At 69.1% G+C, this 15,972-nt stretch carries 11 protein-coding genes and 2 pseudogenes; 3 read left to right on the forward strand and 10 right to left on the reverse strand.

Annotated elements, in window-relative coordinates; translation table 11 throughout:
- Positions 1 to 25: 25 nt before the first annotated feature.
- The 6 genes from Amac_RS09880 to Amac_RS09905 form a co-directional block, all read right to left on the reverse strand.
- A complete protein-coding gene (locus Amac_RS09880) occupies positions 26 to 1,510 on the reverse strand; it encodes a hypothetical protein (RefSeq protein ID WP_170322408.1) in 1,485 nt (494 codons plus the stop codon).
- Between the two features lie 344 nt (positions 1,511 to 1,854).
- Entirely contained in the window at positions 1,855 to 2,679 is an 825-nt protein-coding gene (locus Amac_RS09885; protein WP_170322409.1) for a helix-turn-helix domain-containing protein, read from the reverse strand.
- Between the two features lie 463 nt (positions 2,680 to 3,142).
- Complete coding sequence (locus tag Amac_RS09890; protein WP_218040984.1) at positions 3,143 to 4,267, reverse strand: right-handed parallel beta-helix repeat-containing protein; 1,125 nt, start codon at positions 4,265 to 4,267, stop codon at positions 3,143 to 3,145.
- A 155-nt stretch (positions 4,268 to 4,422) separates the two neighbouring features.
- The gene (locus tag Amac_RS09895) at positions 4,423 to 6,252 is read right to left on the reverse strand and encodes an ABC transporter ATP-binding protein (RefSeq protein ID WP_155354018.1); all 1,830 of its coding nucleotides are present in this window, start codon (positions 6,250 to 6,252) and stop codon (positions 4,423 to 4,425) included.
- A complete protein-coding gene (locus tag Amac_RS09900) occupies positions 6,249 to 6,773 on the reverse strand; it encodes a TlpA family protein disulfide reductase (protein ID WP_155354019.1) in 525 nt (174 codons plus the stop codon). The genes Amac_RS09895 and Amac_RS09900 overlap by 4 nt, the downstream gene beginning before the upstream one ends.
- Positions 6,774 to 6,844: 71 nt before the next feature.
- A complete protein-coding gene (locus tag Amac_RS09905; protein WP_155354020.1) occupies positions 6,845 to 7,051 on the reverse strand; it encodes a hypothetical protein in 207 nt (68 codons plus the stop codon).
- A 135-nt stretch (positions 7,052 to 7,186) separates the two neighbouring features.
- Here Amac_RS09905 and Amac_RS09910 point away from each other — a divergent pair, with 135 nt between their 5' ends.
- Positions 7,187 to 7,618, forward strand: a complete 432-nt coding sequence (locus Amac_RS09910; RefSeq protein ID WP_155354021.1) for a S26 family signal peptidase — start codon at positions 7,187 to 7,189, stop codon at positions 7,616 to 7,618.
- Here the strand turns inward: Amac_RS09910 and Amac_RS09915 are convergent.
- Complete coding sequence (locus Amac_RS09915) at positions 7,613 to 9,823, reverse strand: AfsR/SARP family transcriptional regulator (RefSeq protein WP_155354022.1); 2,211 nt, start codon at positions 9,821 to 9,823, stop codon at positions 7,613 to 7,615. The two genes, Amac_RS09910 and Amac_RS09915, sit on opposite strands and share 6 nt — an antisense overlap.
- 124 nt (positions 9,824 to 9,947) lie before the next feature.
- Here Amac_RS09915 and Amac_RS09920 point away from each other — a divergent pair, with 124 nt between their 5' ends.
- Positions 9,948 to 12,710 carry an ATP-binding protein gene (locus Amac_RS09920; protein WP_170322410.1) on the forward strand — a complete coding sequence of 921 codons (2,763 nt, stop codon included), beginning with the start codon at positions 9,948 to 9,950 and terminating at the stop codon, positions 12,708 to 12,710.
- Positions 12,711 to 12,833: 123 nt separating this feature from the next.
- Here the strand turns inward: Amac_RS09920 and Amac_RS09925 are convergent, their stop codons facing one another.
- Together Amac_RS09925 and Amac_RS09930 are read right to left on the reverse strand one after the other, a co-directional pair.
- On the reverse strand, positions 12,834 to 13,046 hold the full coding sequence (locus Amac_RS09925) for a hypothetical protein (RefSeq protein ID WP_218041002.1): 213 nt from the start codon (positions 13,044 to 13,046) through the stop codon (positions 12,834 to 12,836).
- A 67-nt stretch (positions 13,047 to 13,113) separates the two neighbouring features.
- A pseudogene (locus tag Amac_RS09930) lies at positions 13,114 to 13,973 on the reverse strand (IS5 family transposase); the annotation flags it as partial.
- A 59-nt stretch (positions 13,974 to 14,032) separates the two neighbouring features.
- Here Amac_RS09930 and Amac_RS56000 point away from each other — a divergent pair.
- Positions 14,033 to 14,970, forward strand: a pseudogene (locus Amac_RS56000) (IS3 family transposase); the annotation flags it as partial.
- A 93-nt stretch (positions 14,971 to 15,063) separates the two neighbouring features.
- Here the strand turns inward: Amac_RS56000 and Amac_RS09945 are convergent.
- Positions 15,064 to 15,705, reverse strand: coding sequence for a DUF6461 domain-containing protein (locus Amac_RS09945; RefSeq protein WP_155354025.1), 642 nt, complete (start codon positions 15,703 to 15,705; stop codon positions 15,064 to 15,066).
- Positions 15,706 to 15,972: the final 267 nt, after the last annotated feature.

Consider the following 15,972-nt stretch of genomic DNA (forward strand, 5'->3'; position numbering starts at 1 on the left):
GGCCCGCAGGAAAGCTGGATGATCATCATGATAGTTCGCCTCCGGCTAGGAAGGTCTCCATGTCCGTTCGCGTGTGCTCGTTGGGTTCGACGGCGGCGGCCTGACGTACCCAGTCGAGGGCCTGATCGGGGACGACAGGCCAGGCGGAGAGGGTTCGTAAGGCCATGTTCCTGACCCGGGTGACGCGGTTGCGCAACGCGACCTCGATCAAGGGAAGTCCGGTGCCGGGGAACGGCTGTAGCCCGGAGACGACGTAGTCGAGGACACGGTCGGCGGCGAAGTTGTCCCCGAAGCCGAAGTGGTCGCCGGGACCGTTGGCGAGGTCCGCGAGTGGGAGCAGGCGGGCGGCCAGTGCGGTGAGTTCGGCGGCTTCGGCCGGACCGGCCATGTTCATGGCATGCCACCAGACGAAATCGTCGAGTGGCCGGCGTTCGAGGCGAGTCGTGATCTGAGGAAGGACGGGCAAGCGCAGGCGGCCTGCCGCCCAGAGGGCGCTGCCGAACCGGGGGTCGTCCGGGTCGGCCAGGTGCGCGAGCGTCAGTTCCGGCCAGCGCGATTCGGCGACGAGTTCCTCATACTGGCGGCGCAGGCTTGCGGGCCACCTGGGCTCGTCCTGGTTGTCCTGGAGGAAACCATGGATGGTGAGCAGGCTGTTCAGCCTGCCGAGCGTGGCCTCCCGGCCGGCGAGAAGGGTGGCCCACCGGCTCATCGCGGGCACGGCGTCAGGGTAGTCGTTCATGTCCTCGGCGGGACCGCCTTCGGCCAGCGCTTCCAGGATCTCCCCGGCGCTGTCCAGCAGCCCGGCGTCGACGTCCGGTTCCAGCAGGGCCGGATAGAGTTCGCCGGTCGTGGCGGCCAGGTGCGCCAGGTACTCGTTCATGATCCCGTTACGGAAGCCGTCTCGCAGCAGCCAGGCTTTGATGTCGGGATCGTCGCAGTCCTTGAGGCGTTCCACGGCGTGGATGCGGCCCCAGTCCTGAACCCGTCGGGCCAGCTCGAACACGGCCCGCTGCCCGTCGGTCTGGGTGCGGACCAGGGCGAGCACCGCGTACAGGGTGAACTCTTCCAGCGCGCCGAGCAGGAGCAGGAGTTCCCGGTCGGATTCCTCGCCGCAGGCGCCGATGAGCACCAGGCCGATCTTCACGGCCTCGCGCCGGGTGCCGTACTCGGCCAGATGCCGGGCGACGACGTGAAGCCGGTCGCCGGGCAGTTCGCCGCGCCGGATCTGTTCGATCAGCTCGTCGGCGATGCCGAGCGCCGAGGTGGCGGCGAGGCGTTCGTGCAGCCGGACCAGGTCTGCATGGTCCGGCGGTCCGGTGACCAGCCGACTGAGCAGGGCGACGACGTCTGCCAGGGCATCCGGGTCGTCCTGCCTGCCGAAATGGTGGCTTTCCACGCCGTCTCTGACGACGCTGGGGAAGTGCAGTCCCCCATTCGCCGGGCGGGGCGGCTCGTCGGGGAGCTCCCCGGCTTCCGCAGGCCAGGGCCCGGGGCCGTAACGGAGGGACATGGTGAGTGCGTGAGCGAGGAAAGTGGGGCGATCCCCGATAGGGTCGTCGCCCAGCTTCCAGATAGCGGCGCTCATCCGCAGGGGCGGTGGCCGCCCTTCCAGTCGGTCATGGCTGTCATAGTGGCCTCCCCGCGCCGCGAACGCAACCGCCGCCGGCGGCCTGTGGTCTGGGCTGCCCCCCGGTCATGCGCCGTAGAGTCAACGCGTCGCTCGCTACGCCACCGCCTGGCCCTGGGACGTTTCCCTGCCACGACAAACGCCCAGGTGAACCCCGAGACCTACCCCCTGGTGATCGGTGAGCGACGGGGCGGGCGCCGAGAGCCGTCCGCCCCGTCTCGTTCCCCCTACTGCCAGGCCTTCACGTGCCAGCTGACCGCCGACTCCTGGCGGGTGCCGCCGGGGAGGTCCAGCAGGCCGTTGTCGACGATGCGATTCTGTTCCAGTTCGCGTTCGCCGGAGGCGTCGACGCTGATGACGTAGAACTTGGCGCGGATGCCGACCGGTTCTTTGAGGAGCATGCGGATCACGGTCGACTCGCCGATGCGGGTTTTGGCGATGACGGCTTTGACGTAGTACGCGGGGTGGGGATTGCGCACATCGACGTTGGGGACCTCTTCCACGATAAAGTAGCGGCGGTCGGGCGGCAGGCCGCATTTGACCTCGACGGTGACGTCCATCACCTCCCCGCTCTGCGGCGGGACATAAAGGGAGATGGGATAGTCGACGGCACATGGCGGCCTATCCGGGCTCTGGATCCAGATAACGATCACTGCGGCGATGAGGGCCACCATCCCGGCCAGGACCCCCGCAACCAAACGCACTCGCAGATTTCTTCGGGATTTTTCCGGTTTTTCTGGTTCGATTGCCGGCAGGGTCGCGGATTCGGTGCTCGCCCGCTCCCATAGGTCGAGCATGACCGAATCGTCCGTTCCGCATAACTGCGCCCAGCGCAGCGCCTGCTTCTGGTCGGGCAGCGCCCGGGCGTTCAGCCACCGGCTGACCGTGGCCTTGGACGAGAACATCTCCTTGGCCAGCTCTTGAAGGCTCAGATTCGCCAGGTCCCGCCCCCGGCGCAGTTCGGTGACCAGAGCCGCGCGGGCGAGCGGAACGTCGGACGGCAACTGGTGGAGCCGCCCGGGACTGCGCCGGCGCGGCGGTTCTGAATCCACTGCCTGGTTCTCCCTGTGACAAATGGGCACCTGGAACGTTCCGCAAGGCACTCTTTATGTCGGAAGACAGCGTGAAACGTTACGCGAGACGTCTTTGATTCCTCGTCGGCCTGGCCGCGCCAAGCCTGGGCCTGTACGCCGCCAAAATCGATCAGCAGGAGAAACGTTGCCAGCCCGCTTCTTCATCCACGACCGGGACACAAGTTCACCGCCGCCTTAGACACCGTGTTCGTCGATGCGGCGTGAAGGTCGTCACGATGGGGATTCGGATCCCGCGGATGAATTCGATCATGGATTCTCAGAGAGTCTCAGAAAGTACCGACATGCAGCTTGGCCTGGACATGAATAATCGGCCCCGCAGTGGCAATGATGCTCTCCTCACCACGGGGTTTCCGAGTCGTCGTGTTGGGCAATGGCGAGATCCCGGCCCTCCCCCGCGGGGGGCCGGGATCTCATCGGATGGTCAGAGGCCCGCGGTGACAGTCACGCCAGCGCCCACGCTGCGCTGGGTGGCGACCCCGGTCACGTTGTTGCCCGTGGAGACGACGGTGAGCGCGGTGGCGCCCCCCTTGCTGTAATACAGGCCGGTGCCGGTCGTGCCCTTGCCGCGGATGACATTGTCCGCGACGGTGGCGAAGCCTGAGTTGTAGTTCACCTGGGAGATCCCGAGATAGCGGTAGGTGGAGCCGGCGACCTCGTTCTGGAAATTGAAGACGCGATTTCCGTTGATGGTCGTGGCGGCGTCCCCCTGAACCGTGGCGTTGATTCCGTAGTAGGTGCCGGTGGTGCTGTTCTGGCCGAAATCCTCGATGTAGTTGTCTGAGACGCTGGTGCCGAACGTGCGGTTGGCGTAGATGGCGTTGTTGGCCACGCCGTACACATGGTTGCGCTCGACGACCCAGCCGGCGGCGTTGTCCAGGTGAATTCCGTCGGCCCCGGAATCGGCGATCCAGTTATCGACGAGATACCAGTCGGTGACCGCGTTGCCGCTGTCCTGGACCCAGATGCCGGAACTGTCGGAGCCGGTGACGAAGACGTTGGCGATTCGGCCGTTGACCTGAGTATTGGTGATCTGGGTGCCGTTCACGCTCTCGTTGGTTACGCGGATGCCGTTGCCGCCGAACGCCAGCACCTGCAGATCCTCGATTGTGGTCTGCCAGGATCGCACGACCAGGCCGATCGTCGCGGCGGAGTTGTTGGCCTTGTTTCCATCCAGCGTCAGGCTTCGCACCGAAACGGGCGTGTCGGTGGTCGTCGTGTTGTTGACCCATCCGGCGGACGCCATGAGTGCGGCGAGATTGGCACCGTTGGCCTGCTTGAGTACGGTGCTCCGGCTGTCGCCCCGGTAGGAGCGGCTGGGTGACAGGACGATGGTGGCGGTGATGGAGCACGGCCCGTCGATGACGATTTCGTCACCCACCGCGCTCGATGAGATGGCCGAGTTGATGGTCGCCGCGTCCGTTGCTGAATTATTGCAGGTGGCGGTCACCCTGGCGGCGAAGGCCGCTTGCTGTATGGGGCCCAGGCCTACGATCAGTAGAAAGCCGACGGTGAGGAGAACGCCGGTCCTGATGGCGATGGATGACAATGACTCTCCTTGAATCGGTGGCGATGTCCGTCAAGGCCTAGAGCAGCAAACCGCTATTTCGAAAAGGAAGCGCGTAGCGTCCCCACTCACGCCGAGTAACGTTTCCGGGCATTTGACCTGCTGAAATCTGAATCGGGCCGGAACGTTTCCCGCCCTCAGTGAAGCGCCGCAGGCTCCTGGAAGCCAGCGGCCTGGCGGGTGAACAGGCGGGCGTACTCGCCGCCCAATGCCATCAGCTGGTCGTGGGTGCCCTCCTCGGCGACCTTGCCCTTGGCGAGCACGATGATGTGATCAGCTTGGCGTACGGTGTTGAGCCGGTGGGAGATCAGCAGGCTGGTACGGCCGGCGCGGCCGGCGCGCAGTTGCTCGGCGATCGCGTATTCGGCGTCAGGATCCAGGCCGGAGCTCGGCTCGTCCAGGATGAGCAGGTCCGCCGATTCGGCGCGGAGCAGGGCCCGGGCGATGGCCACCCGCTGCCACTGCCCGCCGGACAAGAGCACGCCCTGACCGGCCTCGTCTCCCGGTCCCGCGGCGAAGAAACGGGACAGGACGGTCTCGTATCCGAGCGGCAGTCCGGCGAGCGCCTCGTGGACGCCCGCCTGGCTCGCCGCGACCTGGATCCGCCCGAAAGACTCGGAAGAGTCCAGCGCGGTCAGGTCGCCGATGGCGATGTTCTCGGCGGCGGTCAGGTCGTACGCGACAAAGTCCTGGAAGACCGCGCCGATCCGGCGGCGGAGGCCGTCGACGGGCAGGTCGCGCACGTCGGCGCCGTCCCAGTGGATGCCGCCGCGGTCGGGGTCGTACAGCCGGCACAACAACTTGACGAGCGTGCTCTTGCCCGCGCCGTTGAGCCCTACCAGGGCGACGGCCTTCCCGTACGGAATGGTCAGGCTCAGGCCGCTGAGCACCCACGGAAGGCCGGAGCCGTAACGGAACCAGACGTCGCGCACCTCGATGCCGCGCCGCAGCGTGGCGACGACCCCCGCGGGGGCCGGTTCCGGCAGGTCAGCCTGCGCGCGTACGACATGCTCGTAGTGGTGCACGAGGGTGAGCGCCTGCTGGAGCTGGCCGAGTTGGACCGTCATCGACGACAGGCAGGACAGTACGCCCGCCACGGCGGCGGTGAGGACCGCCAGGTCGCCGACGCCGGCCCGACCGGCCCCGATCTGCGCCACCATCGAGATCAGCGCGCCGCCCGCGACGACGGCGGCGAGCAGGGTGAGCGCGCCGTTCCGGCGGACCGCGACGGTGTCGACGCGGCGCTCGGCGCGCTGTCCGGCGTCGAGTTCGGCGAGCATCCGGCCGCGCAGGAAGCCGCTGATCCCGAACAGCCGGATTTCCTTGGCCGCCTGGAGGTCCAGCAGGAGCAGCTGGTAGAAGATCCTGCGGCGTTCGAGGGGCGCGATCTCCCACATCATCCGCGTACGCGCCCTGCTGAGCCGAAGCTGGACGATCACGTCGGGCACGGCGGCGGCGGCCACGACCAGCGTGAGCCACAGGCTGAAGGTGCTGACGGCCCCGGCGAACCCCACCAGGGTCACGGCACCGCTGAGCAGGCTGAGCAGCGCGTTCACCACGATCTGCGGGGTCGCCTGGCCGGACTGCTGAGCCAGCTGGAGGCGGTCGCGGAACTCGGGGTCCTCCAGCCGGGCGAGCCCCGTGATCCGGGACACGGCCGTGAACAGCTCGTCGCTGGTCCGGCGAACGATCCGGCGCTGCTGCTCAGCCTGGACAAAGCCGGTGAGGTGCGGCAGCAGGGCCAGCACGCCCCCGGCGACCGCGAGCAGCAGGGCCAGCACGAGCGGGCTCGGCCCGGACCCCATGGTGAGCCGGTCGATCAGCAGCTTGGTCAGCCAGGCGAGCGCGACGGGCGCCGCGCCGCCGATGATCGCCCCGGCGAGCTGGGCTGTGGCGAGGACCGGCCCAGCCTGCCAGACAAGCGATCCGACGGCGAGCAGCGCGGCCCCCGTCCCCGGTGACCTCATGCCCGCGCGAGGCGCCGCAGCGGGTCGAGTTCGTGGCCGGAGGCCAGGACCGCGCCGTCCGGCCCGACCAGGAAGAACAACGGATAGGCGGCGACCGCGAAGGCCGTGGCCACGGGGCCGCCCTCCGCTTCGACGACCACCTTGCCGACCGCGTCCAGCGCCTGCCGCAGGTCGTCCGCGGCCGTACGCCCCGCCGAGACGACGGCGAGCGCCGGGGTGGACGCGGCGGTGTCGGCGAAGTCGGGGGCCTTCGGCAGGCACGACCCGCAGTCGGTGGAGAAGAACCCCACCAAGGTGACGCCGTCGCGCAGGATCTCCTCGTCGACCGTCTCGCCCGTGGTCGTGGCGGCGGTGAACGAGGGGACCTTCGCCCCGTCGGCCAGACCCGGCTGCCAGCCGTCGGTGTGCCCGGCCCTCTCCCGCTCATATTCGCGCAGTTTCCTGATGATCCCGCCGGTCAGCACCAGGTTGACGGCGACGAGCCCGCACAGGACGAGCACGGCGGACAGACCGATGGTCATGAGCGTTTCCCCTTCCGATCGTGGTGGTGGCTCCGGAGCCGCCATGGGTCCGGAGCCGTGGGTTCATACCGTCAGCACCGGCCGAGGTAGGTCCAGCTGCCGCACGTCGCCCGGGCGTAGGCCAGGCAGATGTTGCCCGTGGGGTTGGGGTAGCACTGCTTGTAGTGGTTACAGCCGCCGCTGGGGGAAGACTCGTAGCACAGGTCCGCCTGGGCCTCGGTCTTCGGCAGGAACGCGCTGAGGAGCCTGTCCCCCATTCGCGCGATTGTCCGGGTCATGCATCGCTCCTTTCGGATGGTGACCGGCCCTGTCGGGCCGCCCCACACGATGGACGGCGCCGGCTGCGCGGCGGTGACGGGTGACGCGCGAGCCCGCGTAACCGGCGCGACACCGGGCGCGGCGACACTGGGCCGATGGGATACCTGATCGCCGGCGTGCTGGTCGCCGCGGTGCTCGTGGCGCGGCGGCTCCTGGTCGTCGTCCAGGTCGCGGGGACGAGCATGACGCCCGCGTACCATCCGGGCGACCGCGTCCTCGTCCGGCGGGGCGGCGCGGGCAGGCTGCGGCGTGGCCAGGTGGTGGTGTTCCAGTCCGCCCACATGTGGGGGCTGGCGCCGCCCCGGCTCGGCGCCACCGACTGGTTCATCAAGCGGGTCGCCGCGATCCCTGGTGAGACCGTGCCGGACTCGGTCGCGGCGCGGGTCGACGCGCCGCCGGGGAGCCTGGTCCCCGCCCGGCGGCTCGTCGTCCTCGGCGACAACCCGGCCAGCCGTGACTCCCGTGCGTGGGGGTATGTGCCGTACGACCGGGTGCTCGGCGTCGTGATCCACCGGATGCCGTCATAGCTCGGCGGTCAGCCGGGCCGTACGCAACGTGGCCAGGTTGCGCGCCATGATCTCTTCGCCCCACAGGTTGTCCGCGTGCCGGCAGGCGCGCAGGGCGCGCTCATGGGTGTCCGCCCAGTCCTCGTGCAGCCCTCGCGCGGCGTAGTAGTTGACCGAGCGGGCCGCGAGCTCCCAGGCCAGCTCGTGCTGCCCGGACGCGGCGGCCTGCGCGACGCACGCCCTGATGGCGGCGCGTTCGACGTCGAACCAGTCGAGGGCGTCCAGGACGAGGCCCCTGGCCCGCGCCGGCGTCATGTACCAGCGGGCGGCCACGCCGCCGATGTCCCAGGTGAGGCGTTCGGGGAGGGAACGGTCCGCGGCCTCGGCGAGCGCGAGCCAGCCGCCGATCGCCCGCCGCACCGCCCCCGCCCGCGGTTCGGGCGGTTCTTCGGCGGCGGCGCGTTCGCGGGCGTGCAGCCGTACGAGATCGGACAGGCGATAGCGCGGCCGGCCGCACGCGTCGGCGCCGGTGCAGTCCAGCAGGTGGACGTCGAGCAGCTCCTCGGTCAGCGCCTCCGCCTCCTCCAGAGAGACGTCGAGCAGCGCGGCCGGGACCCAGGACGCGAAGTCGGGGACGTCGAGCAGGCCGAGCAGCCGGTACGCCCGCCGGGTCGGCTCGCCGAGCGCGGCGTAGCTCGACCTGAGGCGGTCCCGTACGGACAGGTCCCCCGCGGTGAGCTCGTCGAGGCGGGACGGCTCCGCCCGCAGCCGGGACGCGAGACGGGTCAGGCTCAGATGCTCGTCCCCGGCCACCCGGGCGCCCGCGATCCGCAGCGCCAGGGGAAGCCGGTCGCAGAGCCGGACGATCTCGGCGGCCGCCCATTCGTCCGCGCCAGGCTCGCCCGCCACCCTCGCGAACAGCTCCCGCGCCGCCGCCGGGTCGAGCACGGACAGCCGCATCGTCGGCCGGGCGCTCAGCGCGGCCAGCCTGCGGCGGCTCGTGACCAGCACCGCGCAGTGCGGGCCGCTCGGGATCAACGGCCGGACCTGCGCCTCGCTCGCGGCGTCGTCCAGGATCACGAGCACCCGCCGGGCCGCGGTCAGCGCCCGATATGCCTCCTGCCGCTCCTCCTGCGTGGCCGGGAGCGTACGGCAGTCCGCCCCCAGCGGCACGAGGAAGCGGCCGAGCACACGGCCAGGGGCGACCGGCCGGTCGCCGGACCCACCCAGTTCGGCATAGAGCTGGCCATCGGGGAACTGCTCGCGCAGCCGATGGGCCACGTGGACGGCCAGCGCGGTCTTGCCGGTCCCCGCCCCGCCGACCACCACCGCCATGGCTGCGCCGGCGGCCAGCGCGCGGCGCAGCGCCTCGGCCTGCTCCTGCCGCCCGGCGAAGTCGGCAAGATCGGGCGGCAGGAAATGGGGTGAAACCGGGTCCGCCCCGAAGGTGTGCCGGACGGCCGGAAGCGTCTCGCCCGGCAGCGTCACCGCGCCGTCGTCAAGGACGGCTTCGTGCACGCTCGTGAGTAGCCGGCCGGGCGCCACCCCGAGCTCCTCGCGCAGCGCCGTACTCGTGCGGTGATAGATCTCCAGCGCCTCGGCCCGCCGCCCGGTGTGGCACAGGGCGAGCATGAGAAAGGCGCAGAGCCGCTCACGGTACGGGTGGAGCGCGGCCAGCGGGGCGAGTTCGGCCGACACCTCGTCATGCCGGCCGAGGGCGAGCGTGACGGCGGCGCAGTCCTCGTGGACGCGCAGGTGCTCCTCCTCCAGCCGCCGGGCCTCGGCGGCGACCAGAAGCGGCTCCTCGATGTCGTCGAACGCGGGGCCGCGCCAGAGGGCGAGCCCCTGGCGGAAGAGCACGCGGGCCGCCTCCAGGGAGCCCCGTTCGACGGCGGCGCGCGCGTCCGCGGTCAGCTCGGCGAAGCGCAGCGCGTCCAGCTCGCCGGGCGCGACGACCACGGCGTAGCCGCCCGGGCCGTACGCGATGCGCCCCTGTTCGCCGATCAGCTGCCGGAGGCGCCGCACGTACACCTGGACGGTCTTGTGCGAGCCCCGAGGCGGCGCGTCGCCCCACAACGCCTCGATCAGCGTGGGCACCGCGACGGCACGGCCCGGCCGGCACAGCAGGACGGCCAGCAGCCGGCGCACCATCGCGGCGCCGATCACGACGTGCGCTTCCCCGTGGCGCACCTGCACTGTGCCAAGAACGCCGAAGTCCGTGGTCATCAGATTATGGTGATCCGCCGAGGATGTCGCGGACAGGCAGTTGACCGGCAGTTGATTCGTGCCTGACGGGGCGGGCCGATGTCATAATGCGGCTTCGCGCCCCGAATCCAGCAGGATGACCAGGATGACCGCTGCGCTAGTGATCACGCACCGGCGTCGGCTCGGCCTGACCCAGGAAGAACTCGCGGACAGGTCCGGCCTGAGCGTACGGGCGATACGCGACATCGAGTCCGGCCGCGTGGGCAGCCCGCGGCCGACCACGCTCCGCCTGCTCGCGGACGCCTTCGGGCTCGCGGACGACGACCGCGACCGCTTCGTCGGTTCCGCGCGCGTGCCCGCTCCCGCGCCGTCACGCGAGCCCGCAGGTGAGCGCCCGTGGCCGCGGGTGGCGCAGCTGCCGCCGCCGGCAGGCGTCTTCGTGGGCCGGGCCGAGCAGCTCGCCCGGCTGGACGCCCTACGGCCCGCGGGGCGGCGCCTTCCGGCACCCGTCACCGCCACGGTCGTGGGCGCCGCCGGGGTGGGCAAGACGGCCCTCGCCGTGCACTGGGCGCACCGGGCCGCCGCGCACTTCCCCGACGGGCAGCTCTACGCCAACTTGCGCGGGCACTCCGCCGAATCGTCCATGGCACCCGGGTACGCGCTCGCGGGCTTCCTCCGCTCGCTCGAGGTTCCGCCCGAGCAGATCCCGCGCGACCTGGACGAGCTGGCGGCGATGTACCGTTCATTGACTTCCGGGCGGCGCATTCTGGTCCTGCTGGACGACGCCGGGACGCCCGATCAGGTGCGCCCGCTCCTGCCCGCCAGCGGCATGGCGCTGATCACCAGCCGGGACGAGCTCCGCGGGCTGGTCGCGCTCAACGGCGCGCATCCGGTCGTGCTGGCTCCGCTCCCGGCGGCCGAGTCGCTCGTTCTGCTCGGCCGCGTCCTCGGGCGGGACAGGGTCGAGGCCGACCCGGGCGCCGCCGGTGAGCTGGCCGGGCTCTGCGCCCACCTCCCGCTGGCGCTGCGCATCGCCGCCGCCGACCTGACCACCCATCCCGAGCTCACCATCCGTACGGCCGTGACCCGCCTGGCCGCGGACCGCCTGAACCACCTGGAGATCGCGGGAGACCCCTCGGCGGCGGTCCGCGTCAGCTTCGACCTCTCCCTCGACGCCCAGCCGCAGCCCGTCCAGCGGGTCTTCCGCCTGATGGGTACGGCCCCCGGCGGCGACATCTCGATTCCCGCCCTCGCGGCGCTGGCCGGGATCTCGACCGGCGAGGCGGCCGAAGCGGCCACGCTGCTGGCGGGCGCGCATCTCGTCGACCGCTCTCCCACCGGCCGCTCCGCCATGCACGACCTGCTGCGCGCGTACGCCGTGGAGCGCGCGGCACGCGAGGACGGCGCGGCCGGCACGCGGGCGGCCCTGACCCGGCTCTACGACCACCTCCTCGGCCTGGCCGACGCCGCCGCCGACCTGCTCTACCCCGAGGTGCTCCGGCTGCCGCGACCGGCCTCGGGCTCCCGCCACGAGCACGAGTTCGAGGACAGCTTCGAGGACAGCTTCGAGGACAGCAAGGCCGCCGCCGACTGGCTGGAGGCCGAACGGGAGAACCTCGTCGCCGCCGTCATCCGGGCCGCGGCGGACGGCCCCCCGCATGTCGCCTGGACCCTCGCCGCCGCGCTGCGCGGCTACTTCTCCATGCGGATGCTCGCCGTCGACTGGTCGGCCTGCGCCGAGGCCGCGCTGGCCGCGGCCCGCGCGGCCGGCGAGTGCCGGCCCGCCGCCGTGCTCGAACTCGGCCTGGCCTGGCTGCACGTACGGCACAGCCGGGAGAAGGAGGCGATCGACCACTACACGAAAGCGCTGGAGTACGCCGAAGAGGCCGGGTGGGTGGACTGCCAGGCCGCCACCCTGGGCGCGCTCGCTTCCGTGCACTTCTACTCCGGGCGGCTGGACCAGGCCGCCGACGGCTACGCGCGGTCGTTTCGGGCCAACGAGGAGGCCGGCAACGTCGGCGGCCAGGCCGTACAGTCGAGCAACCTCGGCCAGGTCTGCTACGAGCTGGGCCGGACCGCCGAGGCGGCCCACCACCTCGCCCGCGCGCTGGAGCTCTATCGGCGGATCGGCTCCCGATCCGGCGAGTCGCACACGCTCTCGGACCTGGGCGCGGTGTACTGCGTCGCGGGCGACTTCCGCCTGGCCGAGAGCCACCTCGACCAGGCGTGCGCCCTGGAGCGGGAGGTCGGCGACCGGCTCGGTGAGTCGGAATCGCTCCATCGGCTCGCCGCGGTCCACTGCGACACCGGCCGGCTGCCTCGCGCGCACGAGCTCGCGCAGGAGGCCATCGCCGTCGCCCAGGAGATCGGCCACCTACGCCTCCAGGTCCGGGCCAGGACCGTCCTCGGGACCGTACATTTCCACCTGGGTGACCACCAGCAGGCGTTCTACACCGACCACGAGACGTTGCGGATCGCCCGCGACGCCGGAGAGCGCGTCCCCGAGATCACCGCGTTGATCGGCCTCGCCCGGGCAGGCCACCGGCTGGGCGACGAGCAGTCCCTGGACTACGCCACCGCGGCCCTCGCGCTGGCGCGCGGCACCGGCCACCGCGTCCTCGCGGCCCAGGCGATGACCGCCGCCTCCGAGATTCACCTCACGCGGGGCGAGACCGCGCTGGCCCTCAGCCGGGCATCGGACGCCATCGCCCTCCACGAGCAGACCGGCCACCGCCCCGGCGCCGCCCGGAGCCTGATCGCGCTGGGCAACGCCCTGCGGCACGAGAACGGCACCGGCAAGGCCCGCCCGGTCTGGGACGCCGCCCGTGCGCGACTGGCCCAACTCGGAATGTCCGACGAAGAGTTCCGCGACCTGGTCGACCCGCTGTACTGGAGCCAGCACGCGTGACCGATGCGCGTCAGAGCGGGTCGAGGCGGGCCTTGAGCAAGCAGATTGGTTCCCAGCTGGAGGACCCGTCGGGCGGCTACGGTCCGCGGCATGGGGCATGCGAGCGGCTAACCGGTGTGATCGTCAAGACTTATCAGGTGGCGATCGGCGACCGCGCCGCAGATGCTGGCCTGCCTCCAGCAGCTGCCCGGCCTCCCGGGCGATGCCGACGACGTGCTCCTCGATCGCCTCCAGGCGGCCGGTGGGCAGGACCACCTCGTCCTGGGTGAGCTCGGGGCGTGGCAGGAAGGTCAGCAGCTCGTTCTCGCGGTGCTCGCTGAAGCCGAAGCTGAGCACTCTTCCCCGGAACGGGTCGTGCTCGGGATCGCCTGGACGAGGGGGTGTCTGACAATTCGGCTTGGCGGAGCCAGAGCATCAGGGACGCGATGACGGTGCCGGTGAGGTAACGGCTGGCCAGCTTGTCGAAGCGGGTGGCGATTGCCCGCCACTGCTTGAGCTTGGCGAAACACCGCTCGACGAGGTTGCGGTTCTTGTAGGCCTGGGCGTCGAAGGCCGGAGGGCGGCCCCCGCGGCTGCCCTTGCGTTTGCGATTGGCCTTCTGATCCCGGCGCTCGGGGATGACCGCCCCTATACCGCGTCGGCGCAGGTAGAGGCGGATCTTCTTGGAGGAGTAGCCCTTATCGCCCATGAGGCGATGGGGCCGGGTACGCGGACGGCCGATCCGGCGGCGGAGCCGGAACTTGGCCATCACCGTTTCGAAGGCGGTGCAGTCGGCCACGTTCCCGCCGGTGACATGCAGGGTCACGGGCAGGCCGCGCGTCTCGGTGATCAGGTGGAGCTTGGTGGTGAGCCCGCCTCGGGACCGTCCGAGAGCCTGCCGCTTCTGGGCCTACCTGATATCGATCGTCCCGTCGTCGCCCCCCTTTTTCGTGCTCCGGCGGCATGCTGGTGGGCGCGGGCGATCGTGGAATCGATGCTGACGGTCAACTCGACGGTGCCGATCGAGTCGTCCTTGACCTGCATTTCCTCCAGCAGGCGAGCCCAGGTGCCGTCGTTGTCCCAGCGGGCGAAACGCTCGGAGCACGTCTGCCAGGGGCCGTAGCGTTCGGGGATGTCCCGCCAGGGCGCTCCGGTCCGCAGTCTCCACAGGATCCCGTTGATGACCTCGCGGTGATTCCGCCAGGGACGCCCCCGGCCGTCCACTGCGGGCAGCAGCGGTTCGATTTGCCGCCAGGCATTGTCGGTCAGCTCGCCACGTCGCACCACGAAGGATCATCTAACCGCACCGGCCGTGATCATTTATCAGACAGTCCCTAGTCGCATTCATCGACGAGAACAAGAAAGAGTTCGGAGTCGAGCCGATCTGCCGCGAATTGGAGATCGCTCCGTCCACCTATTACGCCGCCCTCACCCGGCCGCCGTCGGCGCGATCGGTACGCGATGCGGAGCTGAAATCACAGATCAGCCGGGTGTTTGAGGAGAACCTCGGCGTCTACGGGGCTCGGAAGATCTGGCGGCAGCTGAACCGCGAAGGCGTTGACGTCGCCCGGTGCACGGTCGAGCGATTGATGCGTGAGCTGGGTATTTCCGGTGCGGTGCGCGGGAAGACCAGGCGTACCACGGTGGCCGATCCGGACGCCCGGCTTGCCCCGGACCTGGTCAAGCGGGAGTTTCGGCCGCGGCGCCGAATCGGCTGTGGGTGGCGGATTTCACCTATTGCGCCACCTGGGCGGGCACCGTGTACACCGCGTTCGTCGTCGATGTGTTTTCCCGACGGATTGTCGGCTGGCGTACGGCGTCGTCCATGACGACCGATCTTCCGCTGGATGCGCTGGAGATGGCGATCTGGGCACGGAATGACCGTCTCGGCAATCTCGTTCACCACTCGGATCGGGGTTCACAATACACTTCGATTCGCTATACCGGAAGACTCATCGAGGCCGGCGTTGAATGTTCGGTCGGCACGACCGGCGATTCGTACGACAATACGCTCGCGGAGTCGATTATCGGGCTCTACAAGACTGAGCTTGTCCGCAGGAAAGGGCTCTGGAAGACCATCGACGACCTTGAAATCTCCACCCTCGAATGGGTTGACTAGTACAACCACCGTCGTATTCACAGTGCCATCGGTGACATGCCGCCAGCCGAATATGAAACCCTCTACTATGCACAAGAATCATCTGATACGGTAGTCAAGACGATATCGAGTAGCCTCTATCGATCCCGGTGCGGTTCATCCGCGTCATCAAGCGTGGCCTGAAGAGAATCGAGTACCGACCTTACTTTGTCGACCGACGCCCCACCGCAGACCTGCCTGACTCTCGCAGCAGCAGTCGACATTATGAATCAAAGATCAGTACTCATCCGACCCGGCGGGCGCCGTGGGGGTCCAGGCGAATTCAGACAAAAAGTCGCTTGGATAGTAGTGGGCGATTGAAGCCCGGTGGGGTAACCCTTGATGAATATGGTAGTCTCGTAATCTGACGCCCGTGTATCGTTCGGCCAATGCAAACGCTCCTTCCAGATATTGGTCGAAAAACCCGTCGTCGTCTCCGCTCGATCTCACCAACATCCCCAAGTCCTCGAGATTTCGCCGAAGATCATCGGGCTCGCGGCTCGTATGCCACTCGGGAAACATTGGATCGAAACTCGAGATCACATATCGATCCCGTGCGTGGACGAAACGTGATCGATGGTGGTCGCTTCGCGTAACGCTCGCTATCTCCGTTCCTTGAGACAACTGACGTATGACGGGCAAGAGAACCCCCGCCTGCCCCCCATATTCAATCATGATCGCTCCGCCTTCGACGGTTCCGATCTGGACGGTATCGGGCCCTTGTCGACCGGGTTCTTCCCGCAACTCGAGTCGCTCGATAACGTCGCTGGACGCAAGCCCGGAAATAAAAGAGGCACAGAACCCCTGGCCGAATTTCCGGGCCTGAGGAACCCAATTGTAATCACCTACGGCGGCAAGGCCCTGACCTTCTGTTGTCACTGCTTCTACCCTCTCTGGATTTCGGCATATTTATTCAGAATTGCCTATAAACGCATGCCTGCCCTGGGTGCGGGGATCCCACCCAGGGCAGGCACTGTAGCATGGATTAGCTAGTTGTTGAAAAGATTTCCGGCGGCATTGTACAACCTAAGGAAGAAATCATCTTCGTCGATGATTCGATCATGTGAATAGAATCTCCCGAGCCCTTGACTCGTCCCCCAGTCGTAATTCTCTTGCGCGGGAATGAGCGCGACAGAAATGTTCACC

It is taken from the genome of Acrocarpospora macrocephala (assembly GCF_009687865.1).
Taxonomy (GTDB): domain Bacteria; phylum Actinomycetota; class Actinomycetes; order Streptosporangiales; family Streptosporangiaceae; genus Acrocarpospora; species Acrocarpospora macrocephala.

What these genes read in the sequence shown, in the direction of transcription:
- Amac_RS09920 (WP_170322410.1), top strand. Translation starts at nt 9,948, where the DNA reads ATGACCGCTGCGCTAGTGATCACGCACCGGCGTCGGCTCGGCCTGACC.
- Amac_RS09905 (WP_155354020.1), bottom strand. Translation starts at nt 7,051, where the DNA reads ATGACCCGGACAATCGCGCGAATGGGGGACAGGCTCCTCAGCGCGTTC.
- Amac_RS09910 (WP_155354021.1), top strand. Translation starts at nt 7,187, where the DNA reads ATGGGATACCTGATCGCCGGCGTGCTGGTCGCCGCGGTGCTCGTGGCG.
- Amac_RS09880 (WP_170322408.1), bottom strand. Translation starts at nt 1,510, where the DNA reads ATGTCCCTCCGTTACGGCCCCGGGCCCTGGCCTGCGGAAGCCGGGGAG.
- Amac_RS09895 (WP_155354018.1), bottom strand. Translation starts at nt 6,252, where the DNA reads ATGAGGTCACCGGGGACGGGGGCCGCGCTGCTCGCCGTCGGATCGCTT.
- Amac_RS09900 (WP_155354019.1), bottom strand. Translation starts at nt 6,773, where the DNA reads ATGACCATCGGTCTGTCCGCCGTGCTCGTCCTGTGCGGGCTCGTCGCC.
- Amac_RS09915 (WP_155354022.1), bottom strand. Translation starts at nt 9,823, where the DNA reads ATGACCACGGACTTCGGCGTTCTTGGCACAGTGCAGGTGCGCCACGGG.